General features: G+C 63.3%; 11 protein-coding genes. 7 read left to right on the plus strand and 4 right to left on the minus strand.

Features of this window, described 5'->3' with window-relative positions; all coding sequences use genetic code 11:
* Positions 1 to 655 precede the first annotated feature (655 nt).
* From ARC39_RS06215 to ARC39_RS06225, 3 genes are all read right to left on the minus strand, one after another.
* Positions 656 to 3370, minus strand: coding sequence for a cation-transporting P-type ATPase (locus ARC39_RS06215; protein WP_068111729.1), 2715 nt, complete (start codon positions 3368 to 3370; stop codon positions 656 to 658).
* A 405-nt stretch (positions 3371 to 3775) separates the two neighbouring features.
* On the minus strand, positions 3776 to 4600 hold the full coding sequence (locus ARC39_RS06220; protein WP_068111731.1) for a sugar phosphate isomerase/epimerase family protein: 825 nt from the start codon (positions 4598 to 4600) through the stop codon (positions 3776 to 3778).
* Positions 4597 to 6291, minus strand: coding sequence for an FAD-dependent oxidoreductase (locus ARC39_RS06225; RefSeq protein WP_068111734.1), 1695 nt, complete (start codon positions 6289 to 6291; stop codon positions 4597 to 4599). The genes ARC39_RS06220 and ARC39_RS06225 overlap by 4 nt, the downstream gene beginning before the upstream one ends.
* Before the next feature lie 121 nt (positions 6292 to 6412).
* Between ARC39_RS06225 and ARC39_RS06230 the strand changes: the two genes are divergently transcribed.
* From ARC39_RS06230 to ARC39_RS06260, 7 genes are all read left to right on the plus strand, one after another.
* Entirely contained in the window at positions 6413 to 7339 is a 927-nt protein-coding gene (locus tag ARC39_RS06230; protein WP_068111737.1) for a LysR family transcriptional regulator, read from the plus strand.
* A 119-nt stretch (positions 7340 to 7458) separates the two neighbouring features.
* On the plus strand, positions 7459 to 8460 hold the full coding sequence (locus ARC39_RS06235) for a tripartite tricarboxylate transporter substrate binding protein (RefSeq protein WP_068111740.1): 1002 nt from the start codon (positions 7459 to 7461) through the stop codon (positions 8458 to 8460).
* 126 nt (positions 8461 to 8586) lie between these two features.
* Positions 8587 to 9165: a tripartite tricarboxylate transporter TctB family protein gene (locus ARC39_RS06240; RefSeq protein ID WP_068111741.1), complete on the plus strand. Its 579-nt coding sequence runs from the start codon at positions 8587 to 8589 to the stop codon at positions 9163 to 9165.
* Entirely contained in the window at positions 9162 to 10676 is a 1515-nt protein-coding gene (locus ARC39_RS06245) for a tripartite tricarboxylate transporter permease (protein ID WP_068111744.1), read from the plus strand. The genes ARC39_RS06240 and ARC39_RS06245 overlap by 4 nt, the downstream gene beginning before the upstream one ends.
* Complete coding sequence (locus ARC39_RS06250; RefSeq protein WP_068111747.1) at positions 10673 to 11524, plus strand: shikimate dehydrogenase family protein; 852 nt, start codon at positions 10673 to 10675, stop codon at positions 11522 to 11524. Before ARC39_RS06245 ends, ARC39_RS06250 begins: the two co-directional genes overlap by 4 nt.
* A complete protein-coding gene (locus tag ARC39_RS06255) occupies positions 11521 to 13410 on the plus strand; it encodes a bifunctional sugar phosphate isomerase/epimerase/4-hydroxyphenylpyruvate dioxygenase family protein (protein ID WP_068111759.1) in 1890 nt (629 codons plus the stop codon). The genes ARC39_RS06250 and ARC39_RS06255 overlap by 4 nt, the downstream gene beginning before the upstream one ends.
* A 634-nt stretch (positions 13411 to 14044) precedes the next feature.
* Positions 14045 to 14332, plus strand: a complete 288-nt coding sequence (locus ARC39_RS06260; RefSeq protein WP_149866338.1) for a hypothetical protein — start codon at positions 14045 to 14047, stop codon at positions 14330 to 14332.
* Here ARC39_RS06260 and parE read toward each other — a convergent pair.
* Positions 14329 to 16290, minus strand: coding sequence for a DNA topoisomerase IV subunit B (gene parE / locus ARC39_RS06265; RefSeq protein ID WP_068111765.1), 1962 nt, complete (start codon positions 16288 to 16290; stop codon positions 14329 to 14331). The two genes, ARC39_RS06260 and parE, sit on opposite strands and share 4 nt — an antisense overlap.
* Positions 16291 to 16319: the final 29 nt, after the last annotated feature.

Genomic DNA, 16319 nt, shown 5'->3' on the forward strand with positions numbered 1-16319 from the left:
TGTTGTCGTCCTCGTGGGATCGCCATTTTCTCTGAATGTCGATGAAAACAAACAGAAGTTTTCTCACGTGATTTGGAGCTATTCCAGAACTTCCCTCATGTGATGTTGGAACTTTCCGGAACCCGCCTTCGAACAGTCACTGGGTAACTGATGGGAGCGTGGTGAAAATGCACCTACGATTGTGCGCGCGACCGGAGGGCGCGAGGAACCCACATCGTAGAGTACCCGGCACGTCCTCGTCGCCAACCACCGCGACACTCCCTCCATCCGGTATCGACCGGCGCCACCACCAAAGGAGATCGGGCGCGACACCGTAGCGGCGCGTCAGAGTGGATATGCGCTCGTCATCACGAGAGAGACCGTGGTCTTCTGGGGCTGGCGACGGGATGATCTTGGTTTAGAGGCTGGGGAGACGGACGGCGCCAGAAGCGGCGGTTTTTCGCGTTTCGCGGCCAGTTTGTTGACCCAAATCATGGCGAGATAACAGATTTCTGTTAGGAGATGATTATGGCTTGCGGGTATTGGAACAGCCGCAACCTACTGCACTGTCCCTCGTTCCACACTTGGCGCTCGACCGTATCAGGGGGCGCCATTTCTTTTCGGAAATCGCCCCGCCGACTCCCGATTCCGACGAGTGACCGGACCCTGTGCCGTTTCAGCTCGTGTCGGACTGGCCGTTGCGTGCGAAGATCAGGCGCAATTGCTTTTCCGTCTCCAGCAGCGCGAAGACCAGCACGCCGATGGCAACGATCAGCAATCCGTCGAAGAGCGAGACCGGGGCGGTGCCGAAGACCGCCTGGAGGGGCGGCAGGTAGGTGAGGGCGAATTGAGCCGCGATCACCGTAGAGAGGCAGATCCAGAGGATCGGAGTGCCCCGCGCCGCGGCCCAGGTTACCGAAGCCCCGTGGATGTTGCGGATGAAGAATAGATAGGCGATTTCGAGCACTACTAACATGTTCATCGCGATGGTTCGCGCCAGTTCGAGGGAATGGCCGGCGTCCGTTGCGTAGAAGAAGACACCGAACACCGCGCAGAGGAACAGCGTGGAGGCGAAGACGATCTGCCAGACGAGCGCGCCGGTCAGGATTGGCTGGTCGCGCCGTCGGGGCGGACGGCGCATGGTTCCGGCCTCGGACGGCTCGAAGGCGAGCGACAGCCCGAGTGTTACCGCCGTGATCAGGTTCACCCAGAGGATCTGCACTGCGGTGATCGGAAGCGAGAGCCCGGCGAAAAGCGCCAGGGTGATCGTCATCCCTTCCGCCGCATTGGTCGGCAGCGTCCAGCTGATCACCTTGGTGATGTTGTCGTTGACGGTCCGCCCTTCCCGGATGGCGGAGGCGATTGAGGCGAAGTTGTCGTCGGCCAACACGAACTCCGCCGCGTCCTTGGCGGCCTCGCTGCCCTTCTGTCCCATGGCGATCCCGGCATCGGCACGTTTCAGCGCCGGTGCATCGTTCACGCCGTCGCCGGTCATCGCGACGATCAGGTCACGCGACTGCAGCGCGGTCACCAGGCGCAGCTTGTGCTCGGGAGAGGTGCGGGCGAAGATATCGGTCGTGATCGCGGCGTCGGCCAGCGCGGCATCGTCCATCGCGTTGATATCGTTGCCCGTAAGCGCCTGCTGTACGTTCTTCAGCCCGATCCGTTCGGAGATGGCCCGCGCTGTGGCAGCGTGGTCGCCGGTGATCATCTTCACGCGGATGCCTGCCGCGTGGCATTCGGCCACGGCCTCAATGACCTCCACACGCGGCGGATCGATCAGACCAACCAGCCCGATCAGAGTGAGATGCCCGTGAAGATCGGCGGTGTTCAGTACGAGATGTTCCGGCTCGACGGCGCGCGTCGCCACGGCGATCACCCGCTGACCGTCGGCCGCCAAATCCTCGACCACCGCATGCCAATGCGCCGGATCCAGGTCTTCGGCTCCGCCGTCGGGCGCGCGCTGGTCGGCGCACATCGCCAGGATCGTTTCCGGCGCGCCCTTGACGTGGATATGTGCGTGGCCCTCGTGGTCGTGATGGAGCGTCGCCATGTAGCGATGGGCCGCGTCGAAGGCGATTGCATCGGTTCTTGTCCAGAGGCGGAAGGGCTCGGCGCCTTCCTTGGTGATCTTCCCGGCCAGCGCCAGCAGCGCCCCTTCCATCGGGTCCCCCTCGACACGCCAGCCATCCGGGGCTCCGTTCAGCATTGCATCGTTGCAAAGCCCGGCGGCACGGGCGAATTCCATCAGCACCGTGTGCTCGTCCGGGCGCGCGTCGGCTTCTCGCCACTTCACGGCCCCCTCGGGCGCGTAGCCGCGGCCATCGACCGAATAGAGATGCTCGGCGGCCGCGAGTGTGGTCGCCATCATTTCGTTGCGTGTGAGTGTGCCGGTCTTGTCCGAGCAGATTACCGACACCGAGCCGAGCGTCTCGATCGCGGGCAATCGGCGCACGATGGCGTTCCGTCGCGCCATTGCCTGCACGCCAACGGCGAGCGTGATCGTGAGAACGGCCGGCAGGCCCTCGGGAATTGCCGCGACGGAGAGACCAACGACCGCAAGGAACAGGTCAGCGAAGGCCAGGTGCCGGACAAAGTAACCGAAGAGCAGCAAGCTCGACGCCACAAGCAGGATGAACACGGTCAGCCATTTCGCGAAGATGTCCATCTGGCGGACGAGCGGCGTGGTCAGGGTCTCGACCTCGGACAGCAATCCGCTGATCCGGCCGATCTCGGTGCCCATGCCCGTCGCGACGACGACGCCGCGCCCGGCGCCGGTTGCGACCAGCGTACCGGAGAACATCATCGAACTGCGGTCCCCCAGGGCCGCCTCGGCCGCGACAGGGCCGGTGCCCTTGTCCACCGGGACGGATTCCCCGGTCAGGATCGCTTCCTGCACCCTCAGGCCGCGCGCCTCGATCAGGCGAAGGTCGGCGGGCACCCGGTCGCCCGCCGCGAGCAGAACGATGTCGCCCGGAACCAGCCCGTCCGCGTCGATGCTGACCCGCCGCCCGTCGCGCAGAACCGCGGAGCGCAGCGCGAGCATCTCGCGAATGGCGACCATCGCGTTCTCAGCCCGCCCCTCCTGCAGGTAGCCGATCGCCGCGTTGACCAGCACGACCGCCAGGATCACGCTGGTATCCACCCAATGCTGCAACCCTGCGGTGACGACGGCAGCGCCGATCAGGACATAGATCAGGACGCTGTGGAACTGTACGAGGAACCGCCGGAAAGCACTTCGTTTCGGTGGCTCCGGGAGGCGGTTCGGGCCATAGGTCTCGAAACGGCGTGCCGCCTCGGCGGCGGTGAGGCCATCAGCCGTCGTCCGTAGGACTTCAAAAACATCGTCCATGGATATGGAGTGGAATTGCGAACTTGCCTGTTCCGGCATCGATCTTCACCTGGATCGCTTGGCGTCACCGGGAGCGTCTCAAGACACAGAAATATCTAGAGGCAAACGCCTTCGATTCGACGGCTATCTTAGGACATCTGCCGCGCATCCGCCTTGATGCGGCGCAGTATCGTGGCCAAGCCGACGCAGATTTCCGCCATGCTGAGAACCGGCGTGGAGGAGTGACGCGGTGGTGGAATATTCGCGCCGGGGACCTGGTGCCTCGGTAGCGTCACGGGGCCGAAATGCGAAACGGAACGAGACCGGGTTTGACAGGACGGAACCCGGTGTCCTTGGAACTCATACGCTGTTCTGGGCCAAGGTCTTGGAGCCATCGCAACACCCACATGCGACGGCTGCCGTCTGGGGGCATTCTGCGCGGTGCGATGCGAGCGTCTGGAGGTTTCAGTTGGCGCCGCTTGCCGGGATTGCGCGGAGGAGCCGGCGTGTCGCGTTGATCAGGCTCGATAGCCTGCTGTCAACGTTCGCCACGGGTGCGGACCGTGCCATTGGAACTTCAATCCCGAGTGGCAGGTCCTGCGGCAGAACGCGCAGGAGCCCCGGAAGATCGATCTGACCCGCACCCGGCGGAAGGCGCGCCTCGCGTGCGGTGTGAAGGAGGTCATCGGTCGAATAGCTGGATAGAACAGGGGCATCGCAGAGATGCGCCACGCGCAACCTGTCTGCGGGGATGTCATGCAATTGGTCCAATGTGCTTGCAGATCTGTCGAAATGCAGCGCATCCACCAGAATGGCAATGTCCGGACCCGCGCGGCGCACGACGCGATACGCCGAACCGAGATCCGGAACCGGTGTCCAGGGGAAAAATTCGAGGGATACCCCGAGCCCGCGTGCAGCCGCCCTTTCCGAGAGCGCGGCAAGTGTATCGGCCAGGCGTGAAAGGTCCGGATCGTAGGGCGCGCAAATGACCTCCCGTGCGCCAAGTTCAGCGCCCGCGTCGAGGAACGCGGACAGCGACTCCACATCCGTTTCCGGTTGGATCTTGACGAATTCGATGTCGTTCACTGTCAACCCGGTGTGCTGCAGGGCGTCTTTGGTGGCACGCATCATCCGGGTATCCTGCATCAGCGGATAGCCGGGCGACGTTTCGGTCACCCGGATCAGGCGCAGTCCCACGGCATCGAAACCGGCCCGTGCGGCCGCGTCGATCAGTTCGGGCGGGGGCAGGTCGATGGCTGTCAGATGCGCGAGGGACAGGAACCGTGTCACGGGGCGGCACCGGCAGCATGGCGCCCGGAAATGAAGCCGAATGTCAGCGCAGGCCCAAGGTTGATTCCTCCGGCCGGGTAATGCCCCCCCATGACGCTCGCCATGTCGGTGCCGGCTGCGTAGAGACCGGGGATCGGCGCGCCGCTGTCGTCCAGGACGCGGGAGTGGCCGTCGGTCTGCAGTCCGGCAAAGGTGCCGAAATTGCCGGGGATGACACGGACGGCATAGAATGGGGCGCGTTCGATTGGCGCGAGGCAGGGGTTCGGTTGAACCTCTGCATCGCCCTGCAGGCGCATATAGGGTGTCGTTCCGCGTCCGAAGGCGTGGTCCACACCTTGCGCCACGCCGGAATTGAACTCCGAGACGGTGTCCTGCAGCCCCTTGGCGTCGATCCCGCAAACCTGCGCGAGTTCTGACAGGGTTTTTCCGGAACTCAGGTAACCTGTTTTCAGCCAGGGCCGGATCGGCATCGGTGCGGGACGGACAATGCCGATTCCATAGCGTCGGATGAACCGGTGGTCGCAGATGAGCCAGGATTCAGGCGTCTCGTCGCCGTCCGTCGCGTCGTACAGCGCCTTGACGTAGTCGTGATAGCCCAGCCCCTCGTTGCAGAACCTCCGGCCCGATTTCAGGACCCCGATCAGGCCGGGCTTGCCGCGGTCGATAATGTGCGGGAAGACGCCCGTCTTCCCGTTCGGCCAGGTGACTTCCGACACCGGGCACCACGCACCGGGCGAGTCCAGCGTCCTCCCCTGATGCCCGCCGACGCTTTCGCCGAGGCGCAGACCGTCGCCCGACGCTGCGGGAACGGCGAGCGTGCGATGCGTTTCGGGAAAGGGAAAGGAGGCGTTCTTCCGGGCCGGGTCGTTCGGAAAGCCTCCGCAGGCCAGAATGACACCGCGGCTTGTCCTGACCGTCAGGCCTCCATCGGGGCCGGAGATGGTCGCCCCTTCGACGCCGTTCTCGCCGGTTACAAGACCGGAGATCGCGTGACCTGTCCGGATCTCCACGCCTGCATCCTTGGCGGATCGTATGAGGCGCGCGACCAGGGCGCTGCCGTTGCGAAGCTGCATGGCGCGACCGTGACGTGCGAGGTCCCGGAGATGTCGCCCCATCCTTTTCGCCACGTAGGCGGCCGACCGCACCGATCTGGTGACCGACATGAAGGCCTTGAGATCCGGCCCCGCCTGAATGGTCAGACCCATGAAACTGGTCTCCGGTAGCGGGAGGCGCATTCGCACGATATCTGGCCCGAGTTCCCTTCCGTCGAACGGCTTGGCGATGACCGATCGCCCGCCGGTCCCGGCGCCCGGCTGATGGCCGTAGGTGTCGGGAATGTGCAGACCGGGGTCGAATTGCAGCGCTGTCTCATTCTCGAAGAAATCCACCATTTCCGGTGTTGCCGCGAGGAAGGCATCCACAAGCTCGGCGTTGAAATTGTTACCCTGGACGGCTTCGAGGTAACGCCGAGGTTCGGAGATGTCCTCGACGACGCCATGTGCCTTGGCAATCGGGTTGCAGGGCGCCCAGATCCATCCGCCGGACCAAGCGGTCGTGCCCCCGAGCACGTCGTCCTTCTCAATCAAAAGCACCTTCAACCCGTGATGCGCTGCCGTCACCGCCGCAGCGAGCCCGGCCGCGCCGGAGCCCGCGACGAGGAGATCACAGTTTTCGAACCCTTCGCTTCTCATCGGTGCATGAGACCTCCCCTTGCAAGCGCGTTGTCGGAAGGATCGGCACCAAAAGGCGTAACGTCAAATGCTTGTTTTTGACTGTTCGTAACGTGATGTTAATGTGGCGAAGGAGGATCCCATGCCCGACATGACGCTCAGACAAATCGAGGTGATCCGTGCCGTCATGATGACCGGCACGATCAGCGGGGCCGCGAAGATGCTCAACGTCTCGGCGCCCGGTATCAGTCGCCTCGTCAAGCACACCGAGGAATCGCTTGGCATACGGCTCTTCGAACGCAAGGCCGGTCTCTTCACGCCGTCGGTCGAGGCAAGCCGGGTCTTTGACCAGGTGCGGGAGGTCTACAAGCGGGTCGAAAACCTCCAGGTCGCGGTGGGATCGCTGCAAAAAGGGGAGGACGTTCAACTCGCCTTTGCCACGGCGCCGTCCATTGCGCAGTTCATTGCGGCGCGCGTCCTGCGACAGGTCCGCAGCCGGTATGCAGACCTGTTCGTCGATATGAACGTGTTGAAGATCGAGGAGACCGCCGACTACCTTCTTCTGGAAAGGGGGGAGTTCGTCATCATGAGTTCCGCTGTCCAGAACGATGCGGTCGAGAACGAGAAGATCGCCGAAGGGCGGCTGGTTGTTGTCCTGCCGGAGGGACATGCGCTTGCAAGCCAGGACAAGATATCGGTGGCGGACCTTGCCGGCGAAGCGTTGATCGGAGTCGATCCGGCGGACCCCTATGGTGCCTTGCTGGCGCAACCCTTCCTCCGCGCGGGCGTTCCGCTCAACCACTCCATGCGGGGGCGGTTTGCCCAAACGGTCGTGAGCCTTGTCCGCCATGGGCTCGGGGTCGCTTTGATCGACGAGTTCTCCGTGGCGGAAGTCTACATGCCGGGGCTTGAGCGTCGCCCGTTGGCGGATGACGTCCACGTGGGAAGCTATGTCGCGCGGAAGAAGGGACGGGTTCTGTCGGGATTCGCCGAATACACCATCAGTCAGTTTCGGCGCGAACTCGGCAAGGCGGTCGAGGACGGGCCTTGGTACCGCGCAAGAAAATAACATTATGTTAATGAGAATGAAAAACGGGTATTTGACGTTAAGTTGACCAAGGGGCACAAAGAGTGACACCGCTCGCCGAGGTACTCGGCATCCATATTCGCTCTGCAGGGGAGGACACCATGAAGCGAATTCTCGTAGGCGCGCTTGGCGCGTTGGCACTGACGGCCACCGCGGCCATTGCGGAATATCCCGAGAAAGAAATCCAAGGCATCATCCAGTGGGGGGCCGGCGGGTCCACCGACACGGTGATGCGGTCCGTCACGCCGCATGCCGAAGAGGCGCTTGGCGGCACCGTGGTCATGCAGAACATGACTGGCGCCGTGGGCGCGATTGCGCTCAACCACGTGGCGGGCTCGGCCGCCGATGGCTACACGCTGCTCATGGGCGCGGAAAACCCGATGCTCTACAAGATCATGGGGCTGGGCGACAAAGACTACGGCGAGTTCATCCCGATCTCGATCCTCGCCCGCGGCACGCCGATCCTGGTTGCCAACCCGGATGCGCCCTTCAACGACTATGCCGAGATGATCGCCCATATCAAAGAGAACCCGGGCGAGGTGAAGTTCGGCTCGACCGGGCCGGGCGGCCTGCCGTCGGTGATCAACGCGATGATCGGTGCCGTGGAAGGCGAGTTGGACGTCACCAGCGTGCCCTATGACGGCGACGGTCCGGCCCTCACCGGCTTGCAGGGCGGTGCAATCGACGTGATGCCCGCGGTGCTTGGTGCCGCCATCGAGGGCATTCGTGCCGGCAACATGAAGCCGCTGGCCGTGATGGACGTTGCGGCGAACGAGCAACTGCCGGACGCGCCTTACGTGACCCAGTTCAACGAGGCCTACAGCACCTATCTGCCGTGGGGCCCGTTCTTCGGCGTCTTCGTTCCCAAGGGCACCCCGGACGACGTGGTTGCCAAGCTGGCCGACGCCTATGCGGCTGGCGCGCAGCACCCCGATTTCGTGCAGCTGATGAACGACCGCGGCTTCACCCTGATGGGCATCTCGGGCGAGGAAGCTGACGCCTTCCTTACGAAGTGGCAGCAGGGCACGGCGTGGCTGCTGCAGGATGCGGGCCTGACGAAGGCATCGCCGGAAGAATTCGGGATCGCGCGTCCCGGAGAGTAATCTCCCTGGCAGGCCCTCGGGCGACTGCCGAAAGCGGGCGCCGCATTCCTGAGCGAAGTGCGGCGCCCATTTCATTCAGACCCAGAGCACGGCGATTCCTGGGTAATCGGTTTCGGGGAGGAAACCATGCAGCACATCGATCCTGAACATCACGACGGCACATCCGACGCCACACCAGGTGGCGAACTGGACAAGCGCCGCCCGGGCGAACTGGCCTTCGCGGCGTTCCTTCTGCTCGCAAGCCTCGGGCTTCTCTGGAGCGCCTTCGGGATCGAGAATCCCTTCGGGCCCAATGGATTGTCGTCACCCCGCTCGATACCCGTGGCGACGACGCTTGCGATGGCCGTAGCGGCCGCGATTGTCTTCCTCACGACCGTCAGGCTGCCGCTCGACAATGCGGAGAGCTTTGCGAAGGATATTCTGCCGGGGGTCGTTCTGCTCTTCGTGGTTTTCCTTGTCGCCTATGGTCTGCTCCTGCGGCCGCTGGGCTTCCTGCCCACGTCGGCGCTGTTTCTTGTCGCCTCGATCAAGATCCTCGCCAAGCGCGGTTGGCTGTGGACGCTGGGCGTTTCGCTTGGAAGCCTCCTCGTCATCTGGCTGATCTTCCGCATCGTCTTCACGGTGCTCATGCCGGCAGGGATCGTGCCGGAGGCCGAGTTCATCCAGTTCTTTCGTGGTCTTTCCAGCGGAGGTGCGGAGCAATGACGGCTCTCATGGACTTTCTCACTGTCGTAACCCAGCCTGATCTTCTTCTGCTCGTCGGGCTTGGCACGTTCGCCGGCGTCTACGTGGGGGCGATACCCGGTCTCTCGGTCACGATGGCGGTCTCGATCCTGATCTCCTTCACCTTCGCGTGGGACGTCTATCCGGCGATCTCGCTGATGATCGGGATCTATATGGGAGGGGTCTACGGCGGGTCGCGCACCGCGATCCTTCTGAACATCCCCGGCGCGCCCTCGGCCATTGCCACCGCGCTCGACGGTTTTCCCATGGCTAAGCGGGGAGAGGCTGGCACCGCCATCGGCGTGACCACGGTGATGTCGTTCATCGGCGGTTTCCTGGGGATCGGCGTCCTCGCGCTGGCTGCGCCGCTCGTCTCCGATTTCGCGCTGAAATTCCAGCCAAGGGACTACATGCTGCTTGCGATCCTCGGCATCCTCCTTGTGGGGTCGCTGAGCCAGGGCAGCCTCGTGAAGGGCATCTTTGCCGGCGCGCTCGGCATCGCAATCGGCGCCGTGGGACGTGACCCGCTGACCTTTGCCGAGCGGTTCACGTTCAACTTCCAGATCCTCGAAGGCGGGATATCCTTCATCGCCGTCATGATCGGCATGTTCGGTGTCTCGGAAGCGCTCTTGCAGCTTCACCATGTCGACAAGGACGCCGTACGGCAGAAGATCAGCCGCATCGTGCCGTCGCTGTCGACGGTAAAGAAGCACCTGCCGCTGTCGCTGCAGACCTCGGCCATCGGCGTAACCATCGGCGCACTGCCGGGCACCGGCGGCGACATTGCGGCCCTCATGGCCTATGACCACGCCAAGCGCGTGACCAAGAACCCGGAGCGCCCATTCGGCGATGGCGCAATGGAGGGGCTCGTGGCGCCCGAGACGGCCAACAACGCCGCCGTTGGCGGAGCCTTCATCCCGATGATGACCCTTGGCATCCCGGGCGATGCGGTTACGGCGATCATGATCGGCGCGCTGTTCATCCACGGCCTCAACCCCGGTCCGATGCTGATGATCGATCAGCCCGACATGTTCTGGTTCATCGTCGGCTGCCTGGTGATGGCCAATTGCTTCATGCTGCTTTTCGGCCTGACCGGCATCAAGCTCTTCACCAAGATTGTCGAGATGCCCCGCAGCGTGCTCATCCCGCTCATCATGCTGCTGTCCATCGTCGGCGCCTATGCGGTGAACAATGCGATTGCCGATGTTTACTGGATGCTTGGCTTTGGTATTTTCGGGTACTTCATGCGCCACTATGGCTATCCGCTCGGCCCGGTGATCCTTGGTGTGATCCTGTCGCGCCTGCTCGACGACAACTGGCGGCGGGCAATCATTTCGGAGCGCGAAGACCTCGGCGCCTTCTTCGCAGGCATTCTCACGAGCCCGCTGTCGCTGGTGCTGTTTGTCGCGGTGATCTTGATCTTCGTCTCGCAGACCCCGATTTGGGGCCGGGCCAAATCGCAGCTCTTCAAGAGGAGGGACGCCCAGTCATGAGCCAGACACCGGATCTCAAGCTTGGCCTGATCGGCGACAACATCGCGCGGTCGCGATCGCCGTTGTTGCATCGGCTCGCCGGGGCGCAGAATGACGTCAACGTCCGGTACGACAGGCTGATCCCGAGGGAAATGGGGGAGGACTTCGACACCGTTTTTGATCGCTGTGTCGGGAGCGGCTATCGCGGCATTAACGTGACCTATCCCTATAAGGAGCATGTGGCGCGCAAGGTCGTCATCGATGACCCAACCGTCCGGGCAATCGGCGCCGTGAATACGGTGTTGTTCGACGCGGATGGCGCCAGGGGCAAGAACACCGACTACACGGGGTTCATCGCGGCCTATCGTGGCGCCATGGGCGCGGAAACGCCCGGTGTCGTTTGCCTCATTGGCACAGGGGGCGTCGGGCGCGCCCTCGCGTTCGGCCTCGCGGCGCTCGAGGCGGACGAAATCAGGCTTGTCGACCGGGACGACGCGAAGGCGCGTGCGACGGCGGAGGACCTGAGAAATCTCCCCAATGCACCCAGTATCAGCGTCTTCGCCGATGCGAGTGAGGCTGCGCGGGGGGCGACCGGCCTCCTGAACGGAACACCTGTCGGCATGGTTGGCCACGATGGCACGCCATTGCCGCGCGGGGCAATGGAGGGAGCCAGGTGGGCGTTCGACGCTGTCTATACGCCGGTCGACACGGAGTTCCTTCGGGACGCCGAGGCGTCCGGACTGACCGTCATCTCCGGGGAAGAGCTGTTCATCTATCAGGGGATCCATGCGTGGACCCATTTCTCCGGACTGCCGCTGGACGAGACGCGTTTGCGGGCCGCATTGTTGGAACATGGAGAAGCAGCGTGAAGACCTCCATCGCAACCGTCTCGATTTCCGGCAACCTGCGAGAGAAGCTCGAGGCGATCGCCAAGGCCGGGTTCACGGGGATCGAGATATTCGAGCAGGATTTCATCGCCGATACCGGCACACCGCGGGAAATCGGACAATTGATCCGCGATCAGGGGTTGGACATCACCCTGTTCCAGCCGTTCCGGGATTTCGAAGGCCTGACCGGTGCGTTGCGCCAGAAAGCGTTCGACCGGGCGAAGTACAAGTTCGACACGATGAACGAGCTTGGAACCGATCTGATCCTCGTCTGTTCCACGGTGCATCCGCAGGCGCTTGGCGGCATCGACCGTTCGGCGGATGATTTCGCCGAGCTTGGCGACATTGCGCGGCAGCAGGGTATCCGGGTCGGCTTCGAGGCGCTGGCCTGGGGGCGGCACGTGAACGACCACCGGGACGCCTGGGAAATCGTGCGCCGGGCCGATCACCCGAATGTCGGCCTGATCCTCGACAGCTTTCACACGCTTGCGCGCAAGATCGACCCGAATACGATCCGGCGCATTCCGGGTGACAAGATCTTCTTTGTCCAGCTGGCCGATGCGCCCCTGATCGACATGGACCTTCTCTACTGGTCGCGGCATTTCCGGAACATGCCCGGCGAGGGCGATCTGCCGGTGACGGATTTCATGCGGGCTGTCGCCGCGACCGGATATGACGGACCGGTCAGCCTGGAGATCTTCAACGACCAGTTCCGGGGCGGGCACCCGGAGGGGCTGGCGCGGGACGGCTACCGGTCCCTCGTGGCGCTGATGGATGACGTGCGCCGGGCGGAGCCGGACATCCGGATCGACGTGCCCGAGATCCCGGCGCGTGTCGGCGTCGAGGGCGTCGCCTTCGTCGAATTTGCCACCCGGGGTGCCGAGGCCGACGCGCTCGCGTCCCTGCTCCGGTCGATGGGGTTCACCCATGTTGGCGATCATGTCTCGAAGAAAGTGGCGCTCTGGCAGCAGGGCGATATCCGCATTGTCCTGAACACCGAAACCAGCGGCTTCGCCAATTCCGCCTACATCATGCACGGAACGACGATCTGCGATGTGGGGCTCTCGGTCGCCAACGCCGCCGACACGACATCCCGCGCCCTGGCTCTGGCCGCCGCCCCGTTCCGTCAACCCGTGGACCCCGGCGAACTGGATATCCCGGCGATCCGCAGCGTTGGCGGCAGTGTCATGCATTTCATCGACAAGGACAGCGGGTTGGCGAATGTCTGGTCGGTGGAGTTCACGCCGACAGGCGCCGAGGTGCGCGGGGACGCTGGCCTGACCACGATCGACCACGTGGCCGAGACGATGAAATACGACGAGATGCTCAGCTGGTCGCTCTTCTATACCTCAATCTTCGACATGACCCGCGCGCCGATGGTCGACGTGATCGACCCCGATGGGCTGGTTCGCAGCCAGGCGATCAGCGCGCGCAATGCGGAGTTGCGGATCACGCTGAACGGCGCGGAAACCCATCGGACGCTCGCCGGGAGTTTCCTTGCCGAGAGCTTCGGGGGCGCCGTTCAGCACGTGGCCTTCTCGACCCGTGACATCTTCGAGACGGCGCGGAAGATGCGGGACTTCGGTTTCGCGGCGCTTGAAATGCCGGTGAATTACTACAGCGACCTGCGCGCCCGGTTCTCGCTGACGCCGGAAAGGCTGACCGAACTCGAGGATCTGAATATCCTCTATGACGAAGACGCCGACGGGGCGTTCTTTCAGCTCTACAGTCGGCCTTTCGCGGGCGGGCTCTTCTTCGAGATCGTACAGCGCGTGGAGGGCTACGACGGATATGGCGCGCCGAACGCACCGTTCCGCATTGCCGCGCAGAAGCGGCTGGGGCGCCCGAAAGGCATGCCGAAGCGCTAGCCGGGATGGAACGCCGATCACACGGTGGCGCGGGGCGGCCGGCCCCGGGACGCACCCGAGCCTCCCGTTATGCCGGAGGCGGGCTTTCGTCACGACGAGGGCGTACTGCGACGGTGCAAGGAGTGCGGCCGTTGGAATAGGGGCGGCACGCCGATCACAGGATGGCGCGGGGCGACCAGCCCCGGGCCGCGCCCGCTTCGTCAGGCTTTCGCGGCCCCACCGGGGCCACGGTCCCTCCTCAGTCCCCCCGGGAGGGCGCATTGGCGATGTCGAGAAGCGTTCAGACGTCGGTCGGGGCTTTGGGATAAAGCGCGTTGAATTGGCGGTGCGAAGCGCCCACCCAGGGTCGGGCGCGGTCCTACGCAAAACGTCGAATGCGTACTTTCCGAAGTGACACTTCTTCTCAAAATGTCCATGACTTGAGTGCGTAAGATGTAAAGGGGTGAAGTGTATGCAAGTTGCGAAACTAATTCTGTCTGATTGTAGGGCAGGATTGCATTTGTTGGAAGATACGGACACGCCACAATTGCGTCGTGTAATCTGGGTTGGAGTAATCACAATGCTCCGAACTATAGGTGATGCACTAGATCGGAGTTCGAATCGTTTCGTTAGACAGGAGTATCAGCGACGGATTTTGGACTGGAAAGCGGAGCCGAAAGGCACTTCCATATGGAGAGACTTCATCAATCAAGAGCGAACAAATATTGTCCATGAATACGTACACGGCACGTTCCAAGGGGAAGCACTACGGTTGTTGATTGAAGACGGCCAAGGGAGTACCTTCACAGATATTGATGCAGATGTTTACTGGCCGTTGCTCGGCGGCCCATTTGCCGGAATGGATGCTAGAGACGCTGCTGGTGAAGCCATCAAATGGTGGGAACTCCAAATCGAAGAAATCGACGATTTGTCCCGTGACTAAACATCCAACTCCTCCACAAACCGCGCGTTCTCCTGAATGTACTGAAAGCGCAGTTCCGGCTTCTTGCCCATGAGGCGCTCCACCAGATCGCCGGTCTCGCCCGGTTCGTCCTCGTCGATACTGACCCGGATCAGCTTGCGGCTTTTCGGGTCCATGGTGGTTTCCTTGAGGTCCTTCGCGTCCATCTCGCCGAGGCCCTTGAATCGGGAGACGTCGATCTTGCCCTTGCCGCCGAGCCCCTTTTCCAGCCACATGTCCCGCTCCGCCTCGTCGAGGCAGTAGACGCGCTTAGCGCCTTGCGTCAGCCGGTAGAGCGGCGGGCAGGCCAGATACAAGTGGCCCGCGTCGATCATCGGGCGCATCTGGGAGAAGAAGAAGGTCATCAGCAGCGAGGCGATATGGGCGCCGTCCACGTCGGCGTCGGTCATGATGATGATCTTGTCGTAGCGCAAATCGTCGAGCACGAACTTGGTGCCGAGCCCGGTGCCGAGCGCCTGTGACAGGTCGCTGATCTCCGCGTTGGAGCCGAGCTTGGAGGAGGCCGCGCCGAGCACGTTGAGGATCTTGCCCCGGAGCGGCAGCAGCGCCTGGATCTTCCGGTCGCGGGCCATCTTGGCCGAGCCGCCCGCCGAATCGCCCTCCACGATAAACAGCTCCGTGCCCTCGCGGGCGGTGGCGGAGCAATCCACCAGCTTGCCGGGCAGGCGCAGCTTCTTGGTGGCGGATTTGCGGGCGGTTTCCTTCTCCTGCTTGCGGCGCAGGCGTTCCTCCGCGCGCAGAACGAGAAAATCGAGAATGGCCCCGGCGGATTTCGTGTCCGCTGCCAGCCAGTTGTCGAAATGGTCGCGCACGGCGTTCTCGGTCATCCGCTGGGCGGATTCGGTGGAGAGCCTGTCCTTCGTCTGGCCGACGAAGGCCGGTTCGCGGATGAAGCAGGAGACGAGCGCGCAACCGCCCGAGATCAGGTCGTCGCGGTTGATCTGCGCGGCTTTCCGATTGCCCGCCAGTTCGCCATAGGCGCGGATGCCTTTCAGGATCGCGTTCCAAAAGCCCATAACATGGGTGCCGCCCTCGGGCGTGGGGACGGTGTTGCAATAGGACTGGATGAAACCGTCGCGCGCGGGCGTCCAGTTGATCGCCCATTCCACGGAGCCGGGCTCGCCGAATTTCTCCTGGAAGTCGACCTTGCCGGCGAACGGGACGGGGGAATAGGTGGTGGAGGCGCCGAGGGTTTCCTTCAGGTAATCCGCGAGACCGCCGGGGAAGTGGAAGGTGGCCTCGGTCGGCGTTTCGCCGTCGTCGACCTCCGATTTCCAGCGGATCTCCACGCCGGAGAACAGGTAGGCCTTGGAGCGGATGGATTTGAAGAGCCGCGCGGGCTTGAACCGATGGTGGCCGAAGATCTCCTCGTCGGCGTGGAAGGTGACAGTGGTGCCGCGCCGGTTCGGGGCCTTGCCGACGATCTCGGCCGGTCCGAGCGGCTTGCCGCGGGAGAAGCGCTGTTCCCAGAGCTGCCGGTCGCGGGCGACCTGAACGACCATGGAATCGGAGAGCGCATTGACCACCGAGGCGCCGACGCCGTGCAGGCCGCCGGAGGTCTGGTAGGCCTTGCCGGAGAACTTGCCGCCCGCGTGCAGCATGCAGAGGATCACTTCGAGGGCGGATTTGTCGGGGAACTTCGGGTGTGGGTCCACCGGCATGCCGCGGCCGTTGTCGCGGATGGTCATGGCGTAATCGGCGTGAAGCTCAACCTCGATCCGGTTCGCGTGGCCGGCCACCGCCTCGTCCATGGCGTTGTCGAGAATCTCGGCAACGAGGTGGTGCAGGGCGCGTTCGTCGGTGCCGCCGATATACATACCGGGGCGCTTGCGGACGGGTTCCAGCCCCTCCAGCACTTCGATGGAGGAGGCGTCGTAGGATTGCGAGGATTGACCGCCGGATAGGAGATCTTCGGGCATGGCACTGCTCTTGGCGTCGTGTTCTATTG

It is taken from the genome of Tropicimonas marinistellae (assembly GCF_001509585.1).
GTDB lineage: Bacteria > Pseudomonadota > Alphaproteobacteria > Rhodobacterales > Rhodobacteraceae > Tropicimonas > Tropicimonas marinistellae.